General features: G+C 64.6%; 16 protein-coding genes. 11 read left to right on the forward strand and 5 right to left on the reverse strand.

From position 1 onward, the window contains the following. Window position 1: 1 nt before the first annotated feature. Both LRS53_RS19080 and LRS53_RS19085 read left to right on the forward strand, forming a co-directional pair. Window positions 2–778 carry a ferredoxin--NADP reductase gene (locus tag LRS53_RS19080; protein WP_231356964.1) on the forward strand — a complete coding sequence of 259 codons (777 nt, stop codon included), beginning with the start codon at window positions 2–4 and terminating at the stop codon, window positions 776–778. A 233-nt stretch (window positions 779–1,011) separates the two neighbouring features. Further along, window positions 1,012–2,565 carry a TerC family protein gene (locus LRS53_RS19085; RefSeq protein WP_017639091.1) on the forward strand — a complete coding sequence of 518 codons (1,554 nt, stop codon included), beginning with the start codon at window positions 1,012–1,014 and terminating at the stop codon, window positions 2,563–2,565. A 22-nt stretch (window positions 2,566–2,587) separates the two neighbouring features. Here the strand turns inward: LRS53_RS19085 and mscL are convergent, their stop codons facing one another. After that, on the reverse strand, window positions 2,588–3,037 hold the full coding sequence (mscL, locus tag LRS53_RS19090) for a large-conductance mechanosensitive channel protein MscL (RefSeq protein WP_017639092.1): 450 nt from the start codon (window positions 3,035–3,037) through the stop codon (window positions 2,588–2,590). Window positions 3,038–3,262: 225 nt separating this feature from the next. On the opposite strand from mscL, the gene LRS53_RS19095 reads away from it, so the two are divergent. The 5 genes from LRS53_RS19095 (at window position 3,263) to LRS53_RS19115 (ending at window position 6,501) form a co-directional block, all read left to right on the forward strand. Next, window positions 3,263–3,502 carry a YdcH family protein gene (locus LRS53_RS19095; RefSeq protein WP_007162691.1) on the forward strand — a complete coding sequence of 80 codons (240 nt, stop codon included), beginning with the start codon at window positions 3,263–3,265 and terminating at the stop codon, window positions 3,500–3,502. Between the two features lie 95 nt (window positions 3,503–3,597). Continuing rightward, on the forward strand, window positions 3,598–3,807 hold the full coding sequence (locus LRS53_RS19100; RefSeq protein ID WP_017639093.1) for a hypothetical protein: 210 nt from the start codon (window positions 3,598–3,600) through the stop codon (window positions 3,805–3,807). A 150-nt stretch (window positions 3,808–3,957) separates the two neighbouring features. Beyond that, complete coding sequence (locus LRS53_RS19105) at window positions 3,958–4,227, forward strand: hypothetical protein (RefSeq protein ID WP_017639094.1); 270 nt, start codon at window positions 3,958–3,960, stop codon at window positions 4,225–4,227. A gap of 115 nt (window positions 4,228–4,342) precedes the next feature. Further along, window positions 4,343–5,704, forward strand: a complete 1,362-nt coding sequence (gene radA, locus LRS53_RS19110) for a DNA repair protein RadA (RefSeq protein WP_017639095.1) — start codon at window positions 4,343–4,345, stop codon at window positions 5,702–5,704. 86 nt (window positions 5,705–5,790) lie between these two features. Next, a complete protein-coding gene (locus LRS53_RS19115; protein ID WP_017639096.1) occupies window positions 5,791–6,501 on the forward strand; it encodes a copper resistance protein B in 711 nt (236 codons plus the stop codon). 265 nt (window positions 6,502–6,766) lie between these two features. Here the strand turns inward: LRS53_RS19115 and LRS53_RS19120 are convergent, their stop codons facing one another. From LRS53_RS19120 to LRS53_RS19130, 3 genes are all read right to left on the reverse strand, one after another. Next, entirely contained in the window at window positions 6,767–7,132 is a 366-nt protein-coding gene (locus LRS53_RS19120) for a PilZ domain-containing protein (RefSeq protein WP_064307513.1), read from the reverse strand. A gap of 146 nt (window positions 7,133–7,278) precedes the next feature. Continuing rightward, a complete protein-coding gene (locus LRS53_RS19125; protein ID WP_064307514.1) occupies window positions 7,279–7,917 on the reverse strand; it encodes a response regulator in 639 nt (212 codons plus the stop codon). Next, a complete protein-coding gene (locus LRS53_RS19130; protein WP_231356965.1) occupies window positions 7,914–9,287 on the reverse strand; it encodes a cache domain-containing protein in 1,374 nt (457 codons plus the stop codon). Before LRS53_RS19130 ends, LRS53_RS19125 begins: the two co-directional genes overlap by 4 nt. A gap of 165 nt (window positions 9,288–9,452) precedes the next feature. Between LRS53_RS19130 and LRS53_RS19135 the strand changes: the two genes are divergently transcribed. The 3 genes from LRS53_RS19135 to yjiA all read left to right on the forward strand — a co-directional run bounded on the left by LRS53_RS19135 (window position 9,453) and on the right by yjiA (window position 12,919). After that, a complete protein-coding gene (locus LRS53_RS19135) occupies window positions 9,453–11,510 on the forward strand; it encodes a carbon starvation CstA family protein (protein ID WP_026083612.1) in 2,058 nt (685 codons plus the stop codon). A 12-nt stretch (window positions 11,511–11,522) separates the two neighbouring features. Next, window positions 11,523–11,726, forward strand: coding sequence for a YbdD/YjiX family protein (locus LRS53_RS19140; RefSeq protein WP_007162682.1), 204 nt, complete (start codon window positions 11,523–11,525; stop codon window positions 11,724–11,726). A gap of 200 nt (window positions 11,727–11,926) precedes the next feature. After that, the gene (gene yjiA / locus LRS53_RS19145; RefSeq protein ID WP_231356966.1) at window positions 11,927–12,919 is read left to right on the forward strand and encodes a GTPase; all 993 of its coding nucleotides are present in this window, start codon (window positions 11,927–11,929) and stop codon (window positions 12,917–12,919) included. Window positions 12,920–12,922: 3 nt separating this feature from the next. On the opposite strand, the gene LRS53_RS19150 is transcribed toward yjiA, so the two are convergent. Continuing rightward, window positions 12,923–13,381, reverse strand: coding sequence for a DciA family protein (locus LRS53_RS19150; protein ID WP_231356967.1), 459 nt, complete (start codon window positions 13,379–13,381; stop codon window positions 12,923–12,925). Window positions 13,382–13,615: 234 nt separating this feature from the next. On the opposite strand from LRS53_RS19150, the gene secA reads away from it, so the two are divergent. Then, window positions 13,616–16,357, forward strand: a complete 2,742-nt coding sequence (gene secA / locus LRS53_RS19155; protein WP_231356968.1) for a preprotein translocase subunit SecA — start codon at window positions 13,616–13,618, stop codon at window positions 16,355–16,357. The last annotated feature ends 26 nt before the right edge of the window (window positions 16,358–16,383 follow it).

Here is a 16,383-nt window from a genome sequence, read left to right on the forward strand (position 1 = left end):
TATGACCGCCACCGAAGACAAGTTCACCCGCGAGACGATCACCGCCGTCTGGCCCTGGAGCGACAACCTCTTCAGCCTGAGGACCACCCGCGACCCGCGCTATCGCTTTCGCGCCGGCCAATTCGCCCGGCTGGGCGTGCGCAAGGCCGATGGCGACATCGTCTGGCGCGCCTATTCCATGGTCTCGGCACCTCACGATGAATTCCTCGAATTCTTTTCCATCGTGGTGCCTGGCGGCGCCTTCACCAGCGAGCTGAGCCGCCTGTGCGAGGGCGACGAGCTGCTGGTGGAAAAGCAGCCCTATGGCTATCTCACCCTGGAGCGCTTCGGCGGCGGTCGGGATCTCTGGCTGCTGGCCACCGGCACGGGCCTGGCACCCTTCCTGTCCATGCTGCAGGAGCCCGATACCTGGGAGCGCTTCGAGCGCATCGTGCTGGTCTACAGCGTGCGCGAGGCCCGCGACCTGGCCTACCAGGACGTCATCAACGGCTACGGCCAGGTGGAACACCTCGAAGGCCTTACCGACCGCCTGGTCTATGTGCCTGTGGTGACCCGCGAAGACCATCCCGGTGCGCTGCGTGGCCGCATCACCACCCTGATCGAGAACGGCGAGCTGGAACGCGCCGCCGGCGTCACGCTGTCGCCCGAGCACTCGCGGATCCTCATCTGCGGCAATCCCGAGATGGTCGACGACACCCGCCAGCTGCTCAAGACCCGCGATCTGCAGCTCGCCCTGAGTCGCCGACCCGGCCAGGTGGCGGTGGAAAACTACTGGTAACCGGAAGGTTGTCCGGGCGTCTTTACGTTTTCTTCACAATTGGAAAAGGTTGGGCCTTTAGCTTGGGCCCCGCCTTGCTCTAGGATCGGAATTTCCAAGGCTACCTTTCGAGTTCCGATGAGCAGTGACAGATCCGAGCCGCCCCCGGCCTCCTGGCCAGGTGCGGCCAACACCCCCTCCCGTTGTCTTTCCTCCGTGGCCGTCCGGCCCTCTCTTGCGGAGGCATACCGCTAATGGAATGGATCTCCGATCCTACCGCCTGGTTGGGGCTGCTGACCCTGATCGTCCTGGAAATCGTCCTGGGCATCGACAACCTCGTCTTCATCGCCATCCTCGCTGACAAGCTGCCTCCGGCGCAGCGTGACAAGGCACGGGTCATCGGCCTGTCGCTGGCGTTGATCATGCGTCTGGGCCTGCTGGCCAGCATCTCCTGGATGGTGACCCTCACCGAACCGCTGTTCGAGGTCTTCGGCAAGGCCTTCTCCGGTCGTGACCTCATCATGCTGTTCGGCGGTATCTTCCTGCTGTTCAAGGCCACCACCGAGCTGCACGAACGCATCGAGGGCCATACCCACAAGACTGGTGGCAGCCGGACCTACGCCGCCTTCTGGCCGGTGGTGGCGCAGATCGTGGTGCTCGACGCCGTGTTCTCGCTGGACGCCGTCATCACCGCCGTGGGCATGGTCGAGCACCTGAGCGTGATGATGATCGCCGTGATCATCTCCATCGGTCTGATGCTGGTGGCGAGCAAGCCGCTGACCGCCTTCGTCAACGCCCACCCCACGGTGATCATGCTGTGTCTGGGCTTCCTGATGATGATCGGTCTGAGCCTGACCGCCGAAGGCCTGGGCTTCCACATTCCCAAGGGCTATCTGTACGCCGCCATCGGCTTCTCGATCCTTATCGAGCTGGCCAACCAGGTGGTGCGCTGGAAGCGCAAGCGGCAGATGCACGAGCGGCTCGGCATGCGTGCGCGGACCTCCCAGGCCGTGTTGCGCCTGCTGGGTGGTCGTTTGCGCGAAGACGAGGTGGACGAGGACATCGCCGAACTGATGGAAGGCGAGAAGGGCGAAGGCCCGGTCTTCGATCGCCGTGAGCGCCTGATGATCAGTGGCGTGCTGCAATTGGGCGAACGCCCGGTGCGTACGGTGATGACCGCCCGCGCCGACGTCGACATCCTCGATGCCGACGCTCCGCCGGAACGACTGCACGAGCAACTGCTGGCCTCGGCTCACTCGCGGTTGCCGTTGGTGGTCAATGGCAACATCGACGAACCCCTGGGCTATGTCCACAAGAAGGAGCTGTTCGCCGACATCCTCCAGGGCCAGTCGCCGGACCTGCGCGCCCGGGTGCGCACCCCCATCCACCTGCCGGCCCAGGCCACGGTGCTGGGCGCCTTGGAACAACTGCGCGCGGCCTCCACCCACGTGGCCTTCGTGGTCAACGAATTCGGTGGCTTCGAAGGCTTGCTGACCCTGACCGACATCCTCGAGGCCATTGCCGGCGAACTGCCGGATGCCAGCGAGGAGAGCCTGCCGGAGCTGGAAAGGGTGGAGAACGGCTATCGCGCCAGCGGCGGTCTGAATCTGCATCCCCTGGCCCAGCGCACCGGTTTCCAGATCACGGAAAACGATGACTACCAGACCCTGGGCGGTCTGGTGGTGGACCTGCTGGGCCGCCTGCCGGTGGCTGGTGATCGCCTGGAATACCAGGGCTGGCAGCTGACGGTGGAATCGGTCAAGGATCGACGGATCGGCTGGATCCGCCTGGAGCGACCCGCCTCCTAGCGAGGCGGGATCCAGCAGGTTTCTACTGCGGGGTGATCGGCGGTTCCTGTTTGACGACAGGGGCCGCGGTCGCCTGGCTGTTCTGCTCTTTCAGCAGGTCGCGGATCTCGGTCAGCAGCACCTGGTCCTTGGTCGGGCCAGAGGGCGCGGCATCCTGGTGCAGGCGCAGGCGGTTGAGAACCTTGATCGCCATGAAGATGGCGAAGGCGATGATCACGAAGTCGAAGATGGTCTGCAGGAACTTGCCGTAGGACATGACCACGGCCGGTTGGTCACCTATGGCAGCCCTCAGGGTGATGGCCAGCTGGGAGAAATCCACGCCCCCCAGCAGCAACCCCAGCGGCGGTGTGATGATGTCGGCTACAAAGGACGACACGATCTTGCCGAAAGCCGCGCCCAGGATGATGCCGACCGCCAGGTCGACCACGTTGCCTCTCATGGCGAATTTCTTGAACTCGGCAATGATGCTCATGCTGCACTCCTTTGGATGGTTTCGAAGAGACGATAGACGATTGTGCTCGCTTCGCTCGGGTTTGGAACCTTGCTGACGGTCTCTAGGTTCCCCGCCAGCGTCAAATCGTCAGCGAATCGGCAGCTGGTCGTGGCTGTCGCACTTTGTCGAAAGGACCGGGTCCACCGTTGTACGACGAGAGCTGCGGCCCTCGCGACCTCTATCTCTCACCCCAAGGAGCCTCCGATGGTTGCCAAACACGACCTGCACAAAGACTTTCCCGAATACGCCGAGCAGCTGGACAGCCGTCCCCAGACCGATGCGGCCTTCGCCAAGCTGTTGGAAGACTACGCGAAGCTCGATCAGCAGATCCTCGATCTGGAAGAAGTGGAAGAGTCCAGCGGCGACGAGGAACTGGGGCGCCTGCGCCGCGAGCGTGTCCTGCTCAAGGACAAAATCGCTCAGCAGCTGAAATACCCGTCCTAGCCGTATCGGGCTCGATCTGCAGGGTCGAGCCCCACCTTAGTGCGATTGGCAAGGGCCGCCGGCGTTGCCATCATGGCCTCCCAGGAGAGGAGCCGATGACCGACGAAGTGGCGATGTACCAGCAGTGGCACCTGTGGATCACTGAAGCGGCCGTGGACGCGCAACGCCGTCGCGTCCAACAGGAATTCGCCGAATACAGCCGACTTTTGGCCGACCTGCAACTGCTCGAACAGGAGCGTTGGCAACAGGCGTTGCCGGTCTGGATGCGTGGCGATGCGGCGATGATTTCGACGCTCAAGCACTAGTCCCAGAGCGGCTGGCCCGAGGGTAAACGCCGATGATGGCGCGCTGAACGACCAACGATGCCTGACGGTCAATGGGTTACCCCAGACGAGTTTCGTGGGGTGAGCGAGGTTTATCCGGCCTACCTGGCCCTCCCCAATGAGGATGTCCCCATGAAGCGTACCGCCCTGATCGCCCTGATGATGTTCGCCACCGCCCCCGTGTTCGCCAAGGATCTGTGCGCGGTGCAGCTGCAGAAACTGGATGACGCCAGCAAGATGAAGACCAACATGATCGGCCCGGGCAGCTCCCAGGCCCAGCAGATCGCCGACTTCCGCAAGAACGCCATGGCCGCCCAGAAGGCCGGCGATGAGAAGAAGTGCATCGCCCAGGCCAACCAGGCCCTGACCATGCTGCGTCAGCCGGGTGGCGAGGGTAACTAAGGCTCAAGCCCGCTTTTGAGAGAGGCGCGCTCCCCCGGGATCGCGCCTTTTTACTGTCTATGCATCCAGTCGTGATATGCTGGGAACCTTCCTTTCTCGACTGGAGAATTCCGCCATGGCCAAGGCCAAGCGTCTCTACGGCTGCACCGAATGCGGCGCCACCTTTCCCAAGTGGGCGGGTCAGTGCGGCGAGTGCGGTGCCTGGAACACCCTGGTGGAAACCGTCGTCGAGACCTCCGCCGTACCCTCCGGGCGCGCTGGCTGGGCCGGGGCGCAGGCGACCATCAAGACCCTGGCCGAGGTCAGCGTCGAGGAAACCCCGCGCTTCACCACCGATTCCACCGAACTCGACCGGGTGCTGGGTGGCGGCCTGGTGGATGGCTCCGTGGTGCTGATCGGCGGTGATCCCGGCATCGGCAAGTCCACCATCCTGCTGCAGACCCTCTGTCATCTGGCCGCGCGCATGCCAGCGCTCTATGTCACCGGAGAGGAATCCCAGCAACAGGTGGCCATGCGCGCCCGGCGCCTGGGTCTGCCGGAAGACAAGCTCAAGGTCATGACCGAGACCTGCATCGAGACCATCGTCGCCACCGCCCGCCAGGAAAAGCCGCGGGTCATGGTGATCGACTCCATCCAGACCATCTTCACCGAGCAACTGCAATCCGCCCCAGGTGGCGTGGCCCAGGTGCGCGAGAGCGCGGCCCTGCTGGTACGTTTCGCCAAGCAGACCGGTACCGCCATCTTTCTGGTCGGCCACGTCACCAAGGAAGGCGCCCTGGCCGGACCACGGGTGCTGGAGCACATGGTCGACACCGTGCTCTATTTCGAGGGCGAATCGGACGGCCGTCTGCGCATGCTCAGAGCGGTGAAGAATCGCTTTGGCGCGGTCAACGAGCTGGGCGTGTTCGGCATGACCGATAAAGGCCTCAAGGAGGTTTCCAACCCTTCGGCGATCTTTCTCAATCGTGCCCAGGAGGCGGTGGCCGGCAGTGTGGTCATGGCGACCTGGGAGGGTTCGCGGCCCATGCTGGTGGAGGTGCAGGCGCTGGTGGACACCAGTCACCTGGCCAACCCGCGCCGGGTCACCGTGGGCCTGGACCAGAATCGCCTGGCCATGCTGCTGGCGGTGCTGCACCGTCACGGCAGCATCCCCACCTACGACCAGGACGTCTTCATCAACGTGGTCGGCGGGGTCAAGGTGCTGGAGACGGCGGTGGACCTGGCGCTGATGTCGGCGGTGATCTCCAGCCTGAGGGACCGCGCCCTGCCGCACGATCTGCTGGTGTTCGGCGAGATCGGCCTGTCCGGCGAAATCCGTCCGGTACCCAGTGGCCAGGAGCGTCTCAAGGAAGCGGCCAAGCACGGCTTCAAGCGCGCCATCGTGCCCAAGGGTAACGCGCCCAAGGATCCGCCGCCCGGTCTGCAGGTGGTGGCCGTGACTCGATTGGAGCAGGCACTGGATGCACTGTTCGAATAGCCTGGCGCGGCCTTTGTAATATTTTTTAAAACTCTCGGTGGGGCAGGGTGGTCTATCAGGCGCTTCCATGACCCTGGATACCCGCCATGTCTCGTCTGCTCCCGCTTTCCGTACTCTTTGCCAGCTTTGCTATCAGCACCCTGGTGCAGGCCGCCGATCCCAGCAGTTCCGCCCCGGCCAGCCTGGAGGTGGATCAGCTGGAATGGCAGCACGCCGACGAGGGCAGTGTCTTCAACTGGGATCTGGAAGGCTGGGCCCTTGGCGGTGGCGCCAATCGGCTGGATTTCCGCAGCCAGGGCGAACGCACCAATGGCCACACCGAGCAGGCCGAGGTGCAGGCCCTCTGGGGGCACGCGCTGGCCAAGGGCTGGGGCAGCGTGGCCGGCATTCGCCAGGATTTCAAACCCGGCTCGCCGCAGACCTGGGCCGCCCTGGGGATCCAGGAGCACGATCCCGAGGATCTCGACATCGAGATCACCGCTTTCCTTGGCGAGAACAATCAGACCGCCCTGCGTCTGGAGGCCGAATACGACTGGGCCCTGACCCAGCGGCTGATCCTGCAGCCCCACACCGAGCTCAATTTCTACGGTCGCAACGACGAGGCCCGCGGCCAGGGCGCCGGCTTCGCCGAAAGCGAAGCCGGGCTGCGCCTGAGATATCAGGTGACCCCGGAGGTGGCGCCCTATGTCGGGGTGTCCTGGAACGCCACCCACGGCAACACCGCCGCCATGGCGCGCGAAGAGGGCGAAGACACCCACGACGCCCGGCTGGTGGTGGGCTTGCATCTGGAGTTCTAAGCACCGTTGGGCTTCGCTTTCGCTCAACCCAACCTACGAGGCTACCAATGCCGTAGGTTGGGTTGAGACGGCTCCACCGTCGAAGCCCAACAGCCAGGGTTGAACTCGCGCGCCGTTGGGCTTCGCTTTCGCTCAACCCAACCTACGAGGCTATCGATGCAGTAGGTTGGGTTGAGACGGCTCCACCGTCGAAGCCCAACAGCCAGGGTCGAATTCGCGCATCGTAGACTTCGCGATGGCTCGACCCACCTTGGCAAGACCTCGCTCAGGGCGTACCCAACGCTGCCAACTCGCGCTCCAGCAGGGTCTCGTCGCCGAGGTTCAGTTCCACCAGCCGGCGCAGGTGGCTGATGGAATCCAGGTCGATCTGGCGACAGGCAAAGGCCAGTTGCTCCGGGGTTTCCCGTACCAGCTCCACGCCCATGGTCACCTGGGTCTCGTCATTGAGCCGGATGCGCAACTCATAGGCCGCGCGTGACTGATTCGACCAATCGGCAGGTCGGGCCAGCAGCACGCCCTTGAGCGAGATGTCGTCCACGGGCGCCGCCCACTGGCGCTCACCCTGGTGCAACTGCGCAGGGGCATCGAAGGTGAAACGGGTAAAGCGGCGACGCTCGTTGGTGTCGTTCATGGAAGGTCTTCCTGAGTTTTCCTGATCACTGTAGACGACCGGGGCCGTCTCGTATCGACTACTCCTGGAAGGGTAGCCGGCGGCGACCGGCGGGGCCAGAAGGAGAGGGCTCATTGGTCGCCTGGGCGCGAGCAGCGGCCTGCTGGTCAGACGTTGGACGCACCTTCGGGGCGCCAGCCGTACTCGCGCGCATGGCGGACCAGATCGGCCGGCTTCTGGATGTCCAGCTTGCGGCGGATGCTCAGGCGATGGGTCTCCACCGTCCGCACGCTGAGCCCCAGCTGCTGCGCCATGGTCTTGTTGTTGAGGCCCTGGGCCATGAGCAACAGCACCTGGCGTTCCCGGGGGGTGAGTTCCCCTTCGTGGGTCCCCCCTTCACCCAGGCGGGCCGCGATGGCGCTGCTGTAGAAGCGTCCGCCGACCGCCAGGGCTTCCACCGCGGCGATGATTTCCTCCGAGGGTGCATCCTTGAGTACATAGCCCGCTGCGCCCACCCGCAGCGAGGTACTGACGTATTCGCGATTGTCGTACATGCTCAGGATCAACACCCGGGCACGGGGTGCGCGTTCGGCGATCAGGGCAGTCAGCTCCAGGCCGTTGATGTCCTTGAGGCCGATGTCCACCAGCAGGATGTCCGGATCGAGACGCGCCAGCAGGTCGAGGGCTTCCGCGCCGCTGCCGGCCTCGCCGACCACCGCGAAGCGCTCGATGGTGCCCAGCAACGCTCGCACGCCGGCGCGGACCAGGGCATGGTCGTCGACCAGGAGGATGCGGATGGGCGTCATGTCGGGCTTTCCTCGTCGGCCGGGAGGTCCGAGCGTAGCAGAACCACGTCCAGGGTCGTGCCGCCGGGCCCGGACTGGATGGCGCAACGACCGCCGAACAGCTCCACCCGCTCGCGGATGTTACGCAGGCCGATGCCGCCGCTGAGGCGCTCCACCTGGCCGGTATCGAAGCCGCGGCCATCATCGTGCACGGTCAGGTAGATCCAGCGCCCGCGCCGCTGCAGGTCGATGACCACCCGCTGGGCCGCGGCATGGCGTTCGATGTTGGTCAGGGCCTCCTGGACGATACGGAACAGGGCGACGTCCATGTCGCCGCCGGCGGGACTGTCGTCGAGGGTCTGCCGATAGTCCACGTTCAGGCCGCTGCGCTGGCGGAACTCCTCCACCAGCTGGCCCAGGGCGGCAGGCAGGCCGAGGGTATCCAGCAGCGAAGGGTGCAGGTCGTGGGAGATGCGACGGATCTCGCCGATGGCCGCCGCCAGGCGCTGGGTGCCTTCGCGCAGGGTCTCGCCGGCGCTGGGCTTGCTCGCGCCGAGCTCGCGGCTGGCCAGCTCGAACTGGAATTTGATGGACACCAGCAACTGGCTGATGCCGTCGTGCAATTCCCGTGACAGTCGGGAGCGTTCCTCTTCCTGGGAGGTGATGAGCCTCTGGGTCAGCTGCTTGAGCTTGCGATCGGCCAGGCGATGTTCGCTGACGTTGAGCGTCAGTCCGCCGGCGAATACCAGCAGCACCGCCACCAGGGCCACCCCGGCGCTGGCCAACAGGGTCGTGCGGATGCCGGCGGCCACGTCGTGGCGCACTTGGGCGAGGGCGGCGTCCACGTCATCCAGATAGAGGCCGGTGCCCAGCACCCAACCCCAACGTTCTAGCTGGGTCACGTAGGCCAGCTTTTCCGCCATCTGCCCACTGGAAGGCTTCTGCCAGCCATAGCGCTGGAAGCCGTCGCCTTCGCGGGCGCTCTTGAGCAGCGCCTGGATCACCAGCAGGCCGTTGCCGTCGGTCAGTTGCCAGAGGTCGCGCCCGACCAATTCGGGCTGGCGTGGATGCATGAGATTGCGGCCATGCTGGTCGTAGACGAAGAAGTAGCCGTCGCTGCCGAAATTCAGACTGGCCAGCAGCGCCAGTACCCTGGCCCGGGTTTCGTCGTCGTCGCGGCCGCTGCCATACAGGGGCTGGATGGCACTGACGCCCATCTCCACATAGTTGCGCAACTCGGTCTTCTTGCTGCCGAGGATGCTGTGTTCGAGCAGGCGCGCCTGCTGCTCGCCCAGGCGCTGGCTCTGTTCCAACACCACCAGGCAGACCGCTGCCACCGCCAGCAGGAGCGGCAGGAGGCCGAGGGCGACCATCTTGTATTTGAGTTGCATCGGCACCTGTCCGGACTGGCCACTACGTAGAACTACGTAGCGGGCCTTGGGTAGTTCTGCGAATTTCGCTGTCGCGTCGAGCCGCCGATAGTAATATGGCTCCGCTGTGGGCTCTCACAATAACAAGTATCGCCGCGGTCACAGATGCGCGGCAGGAGAACAAGCATGACCCGAATGGCCAGCCATCTAGCCTGGTTCGCCGTTGCCGTACTGGGCGCCTTCGCGCTGGGTACCGTGGCGCTGAGTCGAGGCGAAGCGATCAACGCCCTCTGGATTGTGGTCGCCGCCGTGGCGATCTACCTCGTTGCCTACCGCTACTACAGCCTGTTCATCGCCACCAAGGTGATGGGCCTCGACGCCAGACGGGCCACGCCCGCCGTGCTCAACAACGACGGCCTGGACTACGTCCCCACCAACAAGCACATCCTCTTCGGCCACCACTTCGCCGCCATCGCCGGTGCCGGTCCGCTGGTCGGTCCCGTGCTCGCCGCCCAGATGGGCTATCTGCCCGGCACCCTCTGGCTGATCGCCGGGGTGGTCTTCGCCGGCGCGGTGCAGGACTTCATGATCCTGTTCCTCTCCACCCGCCGCAACGGTCGCTCCCTGGGCGACATGGTGCGCGAGGAAATGGGACGCATCCCTGGCACCATCGCCCTGTTCGGCTGCTTCCTGATCATGATCATCATCCTCGCAGTGCTGGCGCTGATCGTGGTCAAGGCCCTGGCCGAGAGCCCCTGGGGCATGTTCACGGTGATCGCCACCCTGCCGATCGCCATGTTCATGGGCGTCTACATGAGATACATCCGCCCCGGTCGCATCGGCGAGATCTCGCTGATCGGGGTGGTGCTGCTGCTGGCGTCCATCTGGGTGGGCGGCCTGGTCGCCGCCGATCCGGTCTGGGGTCCGGCCTTCACCTTCACCGGCGTACAGATCACCTGGATGCTGATCGGCTACGGCTTCGTCGCCGCCGTGCTGCCGGTCTGGCTGGTGCTGGCTCCGCGTGACTACCTGTCCACCTTCCTCAAGATCGGCACCATCATCGCCCTGGCCATCGGCATCCTGGTGACCATGCCGATGCTCAAGATGCCGGCCCTGACCCAGTTCGTCGACGGCACCGGTCCGGTCTGGAAGGGCACCCTGTTCCCCTTCCTGTTCATTACCATCGCCTGTGGCGCGGTGTCCGGCTTCCATGCGCTGATCAGCTCGGGCACCACGCCCAAGCTGATCGCCAAGGAAACCCATGCCCGCTACATCGGTTACGGCGCCATGCTGATGGAGTCCTTTGTCGCCATCATGGCCATGGTCGCCGCCTCGGTGATCGAGCCGGGCGTCTACTTCGCCATGAACAGCCCGGCCGCCGTGGTCGGCGCCGACGTGGTGTCGGTGGCCGCCAAGATCAGCACCTGGGGCTTCGTGGTGACGCCCGAGATGCTGCAGGCCACCGCCACCGAGATCGGTGAGCACACCATCCTGGCCCGTGCCGGTGGTGCTCCCACCCTGGCGGTGGGCATCGCCCAGATCATGCACAACGTGCTGCCGGGCGAGAACACCATGGCCTTCTGGTACCACTTCGCCATCCTGTTCGAGGCGCTGTTCATCCTCACCGCGGTGGACGCCGGTACCCGCGCCGGACGCTTCATGCTGCAGGACCTGCTGGGCAGCTTCGTGCCGGCGCTGAAGAAGACCGACTCCTGGACCGCCAACGTCATCGGCACCGCCGGTTGCGTCGCCCTCTGGGGCTGGCTGCTGTATCAGGGCGTGGTCGATCCGCTGGGCGGCATCAACACCCTCTGGCCGCTGTTCGGTATCTCCAACCAGATGCTCGCCGGTATCGCCCTGATGCTGGGTTCGGTGGTGCTGATCAAGATGAAGCGCCAGCGCTATGTCTGGGTCACCCTGGTGCCGGCCGTCTGGCTGCTGATCTGCACCACCACCGCCAGCCTGATCAAGCTGTTCGATTCGAATCCGGCGGTCGGCTTCCTGGCCCTGGCCAAGAAGTACAGCACCGCCATGGCCCAGGGGCAGGTGATCGCTCCGGCCAAGAGCATGGAACAGATGCAGCACATCGTCTTCAACGCCTACACCAACGCCACCCTGTCGGTGCTGTTCCTGGTGGTGGTGATGAGCATCCTGTTCTTTTCCATCAAGGTCGGTCGCGCCGCCCTGGCCAAGCCCGAGCGGACCGATCGCGAGACCCCCTTCCAGCCGGTAGCGGGCGCCTAAAGGAGAATCTTCATGTTCAATGACCTGGGTCGCATGGGCAAATACCTCGGGCAGGCCGCCAAGATGCTGGTGGGCATGCCCGACTACGACACCTATGTCGAGCACATGCGCGGCAAGCACCCGGACCAGCCGGTGATGAGCTACGAAGCCTTCTTCCGTGAGCGCCAGGAGGCGCGTTACGGTGGCGGCAAGTCGGGCGCCATCCGCTGCTGCTGACCCAGGATCACCCTAAGAACCTGTTCACGATCTGCTGCGCGTCGGCCAAACGGCGTTGAAAATGCCTTCGGAATGCTCATTACCACTCGTAAACTCCGCTTCCTCAGCCATTTTCGCCTTGTTTGTCTCTAGCTCGCGAGATCGTGAGCAGGTTCTAAGGCCGGGCTCCAAGCCCGGCCTCTTTCTGTCTGGAGTTTTCCATGCGTGAACCCATCCCCGTCACCGTCCTGACCGGCTTTCTCGGCGCCGGCAAGACCACCCTGCTCAAGCACATCCTGCAAGCCGAGCACGGTCTCAAGATCGCCGTGATCGAAAACGAATTCAGCGCCCTCGACGTCGACGGCGAATTGCTCGAAGACGCCGGTGCCGTGCAACTGATGAAGGTGGCCAACGGCTGCGTCTGCTGCACCGGCAGCAAGGACCTGGCCTATGCCCTGACCGTGCTGCTGGAGCGGCTGGACAGCGGCGAGCTGGATTTCGAGCGTCTGGTGGTGGAGTGCACGGGCCTGGCCGATCCCGGTCCGGTGGCCCAGACCTTCTTTACCGACGACCTCCTGCGCGAGCGTTATCTGCTCGATGGAGTGCTGACCCTGGTGGACGCCGTCCACGCCAGCGAGCAGCTGAGCGATCCGCTGCTGCAGGCGCAGATCGGTTTCGCCGATCGCCTGCTGCTGACCAAGCTCGACCTGGCCGAACCGGCGACCATCGAGGCGCTGGAGAATCGCCTGCAACGCATCAATCGTCGCGCGCCGATTCGCCATGTCGACCACGGCCGCATCGAGCTGGCGGAGTTGCTGGACATCCGCGGCTTCAATCTGCACGACGAAGACCTGGCGCCACCGACGCTGTTCCGCCCGCTGCGGCCTGTGTCGGAAGCGGTCAGCCTCACCGAGCGCATCCAGTCCATCGCCATCCGCGAGTCCCGGCCCTTCGACCAGGCCAAGATCAGCAGCGTGATGGAGATGCTGCTCGATACCCTCGGCTGTGACCTGCTGCGCTACAAGGGTCTGCTGAATATCGCCGGCGAGGACCGCCGCCTGCTGTTCCAGGGCGTGCAGCAGATCTATGCCGCCGACTGGGAGCGCGATTGGCTCCCAGGCGAAGAGCGTGAAAGTCGTGTGGTGCTGATCGGCATGGACCTGCCGGAAGACCGCATCCGCGCCGCCTTCGAGCGGGCGGTGGCCAAGGCCTGAGGCCTAGTCCGCGACCTGGCCGGTGCGACTGGCCAGCCGCTCCAGGGCGGCCTTGAGCTTGGGGTCGCGGATCCCGGCCGCGACTTCACGCAGGCTGTCGGCGCCCACCTGGCTGACCTGGCGCACCGGCCGGGCGCGGCTGGCGACGCCGGGACTCGGCTGCATCTTGAACTGCAGACGCGTCAGGCCAACGAACTCCGGCGCCTGTTGCAGCAGCCGGAGCAGACGGCGCTGTTGATAGCGCAGCCGCGTCGCCCAGTGGGCGTCGTTGACCACTAGCAGCAGCGTGCCCTCGCGCCAGCTGGCCACCCGACAATGGGGGCGGGCAGCGGGTTGCAGCTGCTCTTCCAACAGTTGTTGCAGCCGACCCAGTCGCTCGGCCTCGCGAAACAGCGCCTTGAGCGGTTTGGCCTGGCGCAGCAGGGCAGCGGGAGCGACGGCGTTGAGCGGACGAAAGGCCATGCGCAGGACTCGCGATGGGCGAAGAGAGGACGCCGATGGTAACAGATCGCTCTGGCGTCCTGGCGGCCAGGGGCCCGTCGTTCTTTCCTCATCGGCATTTCCGAGTAGAATGCCCGATTACCATTGCGGGACACCGCGGGTTTCAACCCCCGCGCCCAGGCGTCTGGCCAGGCTCTGCAGAGGCCTTGCCGCCCGTTTCGCTCCCCTCATTCCAGCGGAAGAATTCCAGTCGATATGTTTGCGCCTTTGTTGAAGAAATTCTTTGGAAGCAAGAACGAACGAGATGTCAAACGCCTAGGCAAGGTCGTGGTGGCCACCAATGCGTTGGAATCCCAGATTGCCTCCCTGAGCGACGAGCAACTGCGCGCCAAGACCGAGGAATTCAAGCAGCGTGTGGCCAAGGGCGAGTCCCTCGATGCCCTGATGCCGGAAGCCTTCGCGGTGGTCCGCGAGGCGGGCAAGCGCGTCATGGGCATGCGTCACTTCGACGTTCAGCTGATCGGCGGCGCCGCGCTGCACGAAGGCAAGATCGCCGAGATGCGTACCGGCGAGGGCAAGACCCTGGTGGGCACTCTGCCGGTCTACCTCAACGCGCTGTCCGGCAAGGGCGTCCACGTGGTCACGGTGAACGACTACCTGGCCCGCCGTGACGCCAACTGGATGCGTCCGCTTTACGAGTTCCTCGGCCTGTCGGTGGGCATCATCCTGCCGTTCCAGCCGCCGGAAGAGAAACGCGCCGCCTACGCCTCGGACATCACCTACGGCACCAACAACGAATTCGGCTTCGACTATCTGCGCGACAACATGGCCTTCAGCATGGCCGAGAAGTACCAGCGCGAGCTGAACTTCGCGGTGGTTGACGAAGTGGACTCCATCCTCATCGACGAAGCCCGGACCCCGCTGATCATCTCCGGCCAGGCCGAAGACAGCTCCGAGCTCTACCAGAAGATCAACCTGCTGATCCCGCGTCTGCAGCAGCACATCGAGGAAGAGGAAGGCAATCCGACCCAGGTCGGCCACTACACCATCGATGAAAAGACCCGCCAGGTGGAGATCACCGAGCTGGGTCACCAGTACATCGAGGAGATGCTCACCGAAGTCGGCCTGCTGGCCGAGGGCGAGAGCCTCTATTCGGCGCACAACCTGGGCCTGCTGACCCACGTGTTCGCCGGCCTGCGCGCCCATACCCTGTTCCATCGCAACGTCGAGTACATCGTCCAGCAGGACCAGGTACTGCTGATCGACGAGCACACCGGCCGGACCATGCCGGGTCGCCGTCTTTCCGAAGGCCTGCACCAGGCCATCGAGGCCAAGGAAGGACTGCCGATCCAGCCCGAGAGCCAGACCCTGGCCTCGACCACCTTCCAGAACTACTTCCGCCTCTACAACAAGCTCGGTGGCATGACTGGTACCGCCGACACCGAGGCCTTCGAGTTCCGCCAGATCTACAACCTCGACGTGCTGGTGATCCCGACCCACCGCGAGGTCGCCCGTAAGGACTTCAACGACCTGGTCTACCTGACCCAGGCCGAGAAGTACCAGGCGATCATCGAGGACGTGAAGCAGTGTCAGGCCGAAGGCCGTCCGGTGCTGGTGGGTACCGCCTCCATCGAGAGCTCCGAGTACGTCGACCAGCTGCTGACCCAGGCCGGCATCGAGCACAAGGTGCTCAACGCCAAGTACCACGAGCGGGAAGCTGAGATCATCGCCCAGGCCGGTCGTCCGGGCGCCGTGACCATCGCCACCAACATGGCCGGTCGCGGTACCGACATCCTGCTCGGCGGCAACTGGGAAGTCGAAGTCGCGGCCTTGGAGAATCCCACCGAGGAGCAGATCGCCGCGATCAAGGCCGCCTGGCAGGCGCGTCATAAACAGGTCATCGACGCCGGCGGCTTGCACGTGATCGCCTCCGAGCGCCACGAATCCCGCCGGATCGACAATCAGCTGCGTGGCCGTGCCGGTCGCCAGGGCGACCCGGGCTCCAGCCGTTTCTATCTGTCGCTGGAAGACAGCCTGATGCGCATCTTCGCCTCCGACCGGGTGAAGAACTTCATGAAGGCCCTGGGCATGCAGGGCGGCGAGGCCATCGAGCACCGCATGGTCACCAACGCCATCGAAAAGGCCCAGCGCAAGGTCGAAGGCCGCAATTTCGACATCCGCAAGCAGCTGCTGGAATACGATGACGTGGCCAACGAGCAGCGCAAGGTGATCTATCACATGCGCGACACCCTGCTGGCCAACGAAGATGTCGGCGACACCATCAAGGGCTTCCGCGAGGAAACCCTGACCCAGGTGATCAACGAGCACATCCCGCCGCAATCGCTGCCCGAGCAGTGGGATATCCCCGGCCTGGAGGCCGAGCTCTACAGCGTCTTCGGCCTGCAGCTGCCCATCGGCCAGTGGCTGGACGAAGACGACAAGCTGTACGAGGACACCCTGCGGGTGAAGATCCTCGAGCAGCTCGAAGCGGCCTACATGGAAAAGGAAGACATGGCCGGTCGCGAAGCCCTGCGCAACTTCGAGAAGCAGATGCTGCTGCGGGTGGTCGACGACCTCTGGAAGGACCACCTCACCACCATGGACCACCTGCGCCACGGTATCCATCTGCGCGGCTACGCCCAGAAGAACCCTAAGCAGGAATACAAGCGCGAGTCCTTCACCCTGTTCCAGGAGCTGTTGGAAAGCATCAAGCGCGACACCATTCGCGTGCTGTCCCACGTCCAGGTGCGCCGCGAGGATCCGGTCGAGGAAGAGGAGCGCATGCGCCGCGAGGCCGAGGCCCTGGCCGAGCGTATGCAGTTCCAGCACGCCGAGGCGCCTTCGCTGGTCGACCCCGAGGTGCTCGAGGACGAGCAGGGCGAGGACACCGTGGTGCCCTTGCAGCCCCAGCGCAACGACCAGAAGATCGGTCGCAACGAGCCGTGCCCCTGCGGTTCCGGCAAGAAGTACAAGCAGTGCCACGGCAAGCTCGACTGAGACCTGCCCAGGCAGCCGCGGCGACG

The organism is Pseudomonas sp. PLB05, from assembly GCF_021106615.1.
GTDB lineage: Bacteria > Pseudomonadota > Gammaproteobacteria > Pseudomonadales > Pseudomonadaceae > Chryseomonas > Chryseomonas benzopyrenica.

Coding starts and splice junctions, on each gene's coding strand:
- radA (WP_017639095.1), top strand. CDS start 4,343: ATGGCCAAGGCCAAGCGTCTCTACGGCTGCACCGAATGCGGCGCCACC.
- LRS53_RS19125 (WP_064307514.1), bottom strand. CDS start 7,917: ATGACGCCCATCCGCATCCTCCTGGTCGACGACCATGCCCTGGTCCGC.
- LRS53_RS19095 (WP_007162691.1), top strand. CDS start 3,263: ATGGTTGCCAAACACGACCTGCACAAAGACTTTCCCGAATACGCCGAG.
- LRS53_RS19135 (WP_026083612.1), top strand. CDS start 9,453: ATGACCCGAATGGCCAGCCATCTAGCCTGGTTCGCCGTTGCCGTACTG.
- mscL (WP_017639092.1), bottom strand. CDS start 3,037: ATGAGCATCATTGCCGAGTTCAAGAAATTCGCCATGAGAGGCAACGTG.
- LRS53_RS19130 (WP_231356965.1), bottom strand. CDS start 9,287: ATGCAACTCAAATACAAGATGGTCGCCCTCGGCCTCCTGCCGCTCCTG.
- secA (WP_231356968.1), top strand. CDS start 13,616: ATGTTTGCGCCTTTGTTGAAGAAATTCTTTGGAAGCAAGAACGAACGA.
- LRS53_RS19140 (WP_007162682.1), top strand. CDS start 11,523: ATGTTCAATGACCTGGGTCGCATGGGCAAATACCTCGGGCAGGCCGCC.
- LRS53_RS19115 (WP_017639096.1), top strand. CDS start 5,791: ATGTCTCGTCTGCTCCCGCTTTCCGTACTCTTTGCCAGCTTTGCTATC.
- yjiA (WP_231356966.1), top strand. CDS start 11,927: ATGCGTGAACCCATCCCCGTCACCGTCCTGACCGGCTTTCTCGGCGCC.
- LRS53_RS19120 (WP_064307513.1), bottom strand. CDS start 7,132: ATGAACGACACCAACGAGCGTCGCCGCTTTACCCGTTTCACCTTCGAT.
- LRS53_RS19100 (WP_017639093.1), top strand. CDS start 3,598: ATGACCGACGAAGTGGCGATGTACCAGCAGTGGCACCTGTGGATCACT.
- LRS53_RS19150 (WP_231356967.1), bottom strand. CDS start 13,381: ATGGCCTTTCGTCCGCTCAACGCCGTCGCTCCCGCTGCCCTGCTGCGC.
- LRS53_RS19085 (WP_017639091.1), top strand. CDS start 1,012: ATGGAATGGATCTCCGATCCTACCGCCTGGTTGGGGCTGCTGACCCTG.
- LRS53_RS19105 (WP_017639094.1), top strand. CDS start 3,958: ATGAAGCGTACCGCCCTGATCGCCCTGATGATGTTCGCCACCGCCCCC.
- LRS53_RS19080 (WP_231356964.1), top strand. CDS start 2: ATGACCGCCACCGAAGACAAGTTCACCCGCGAGACGATCACCGCCGTC.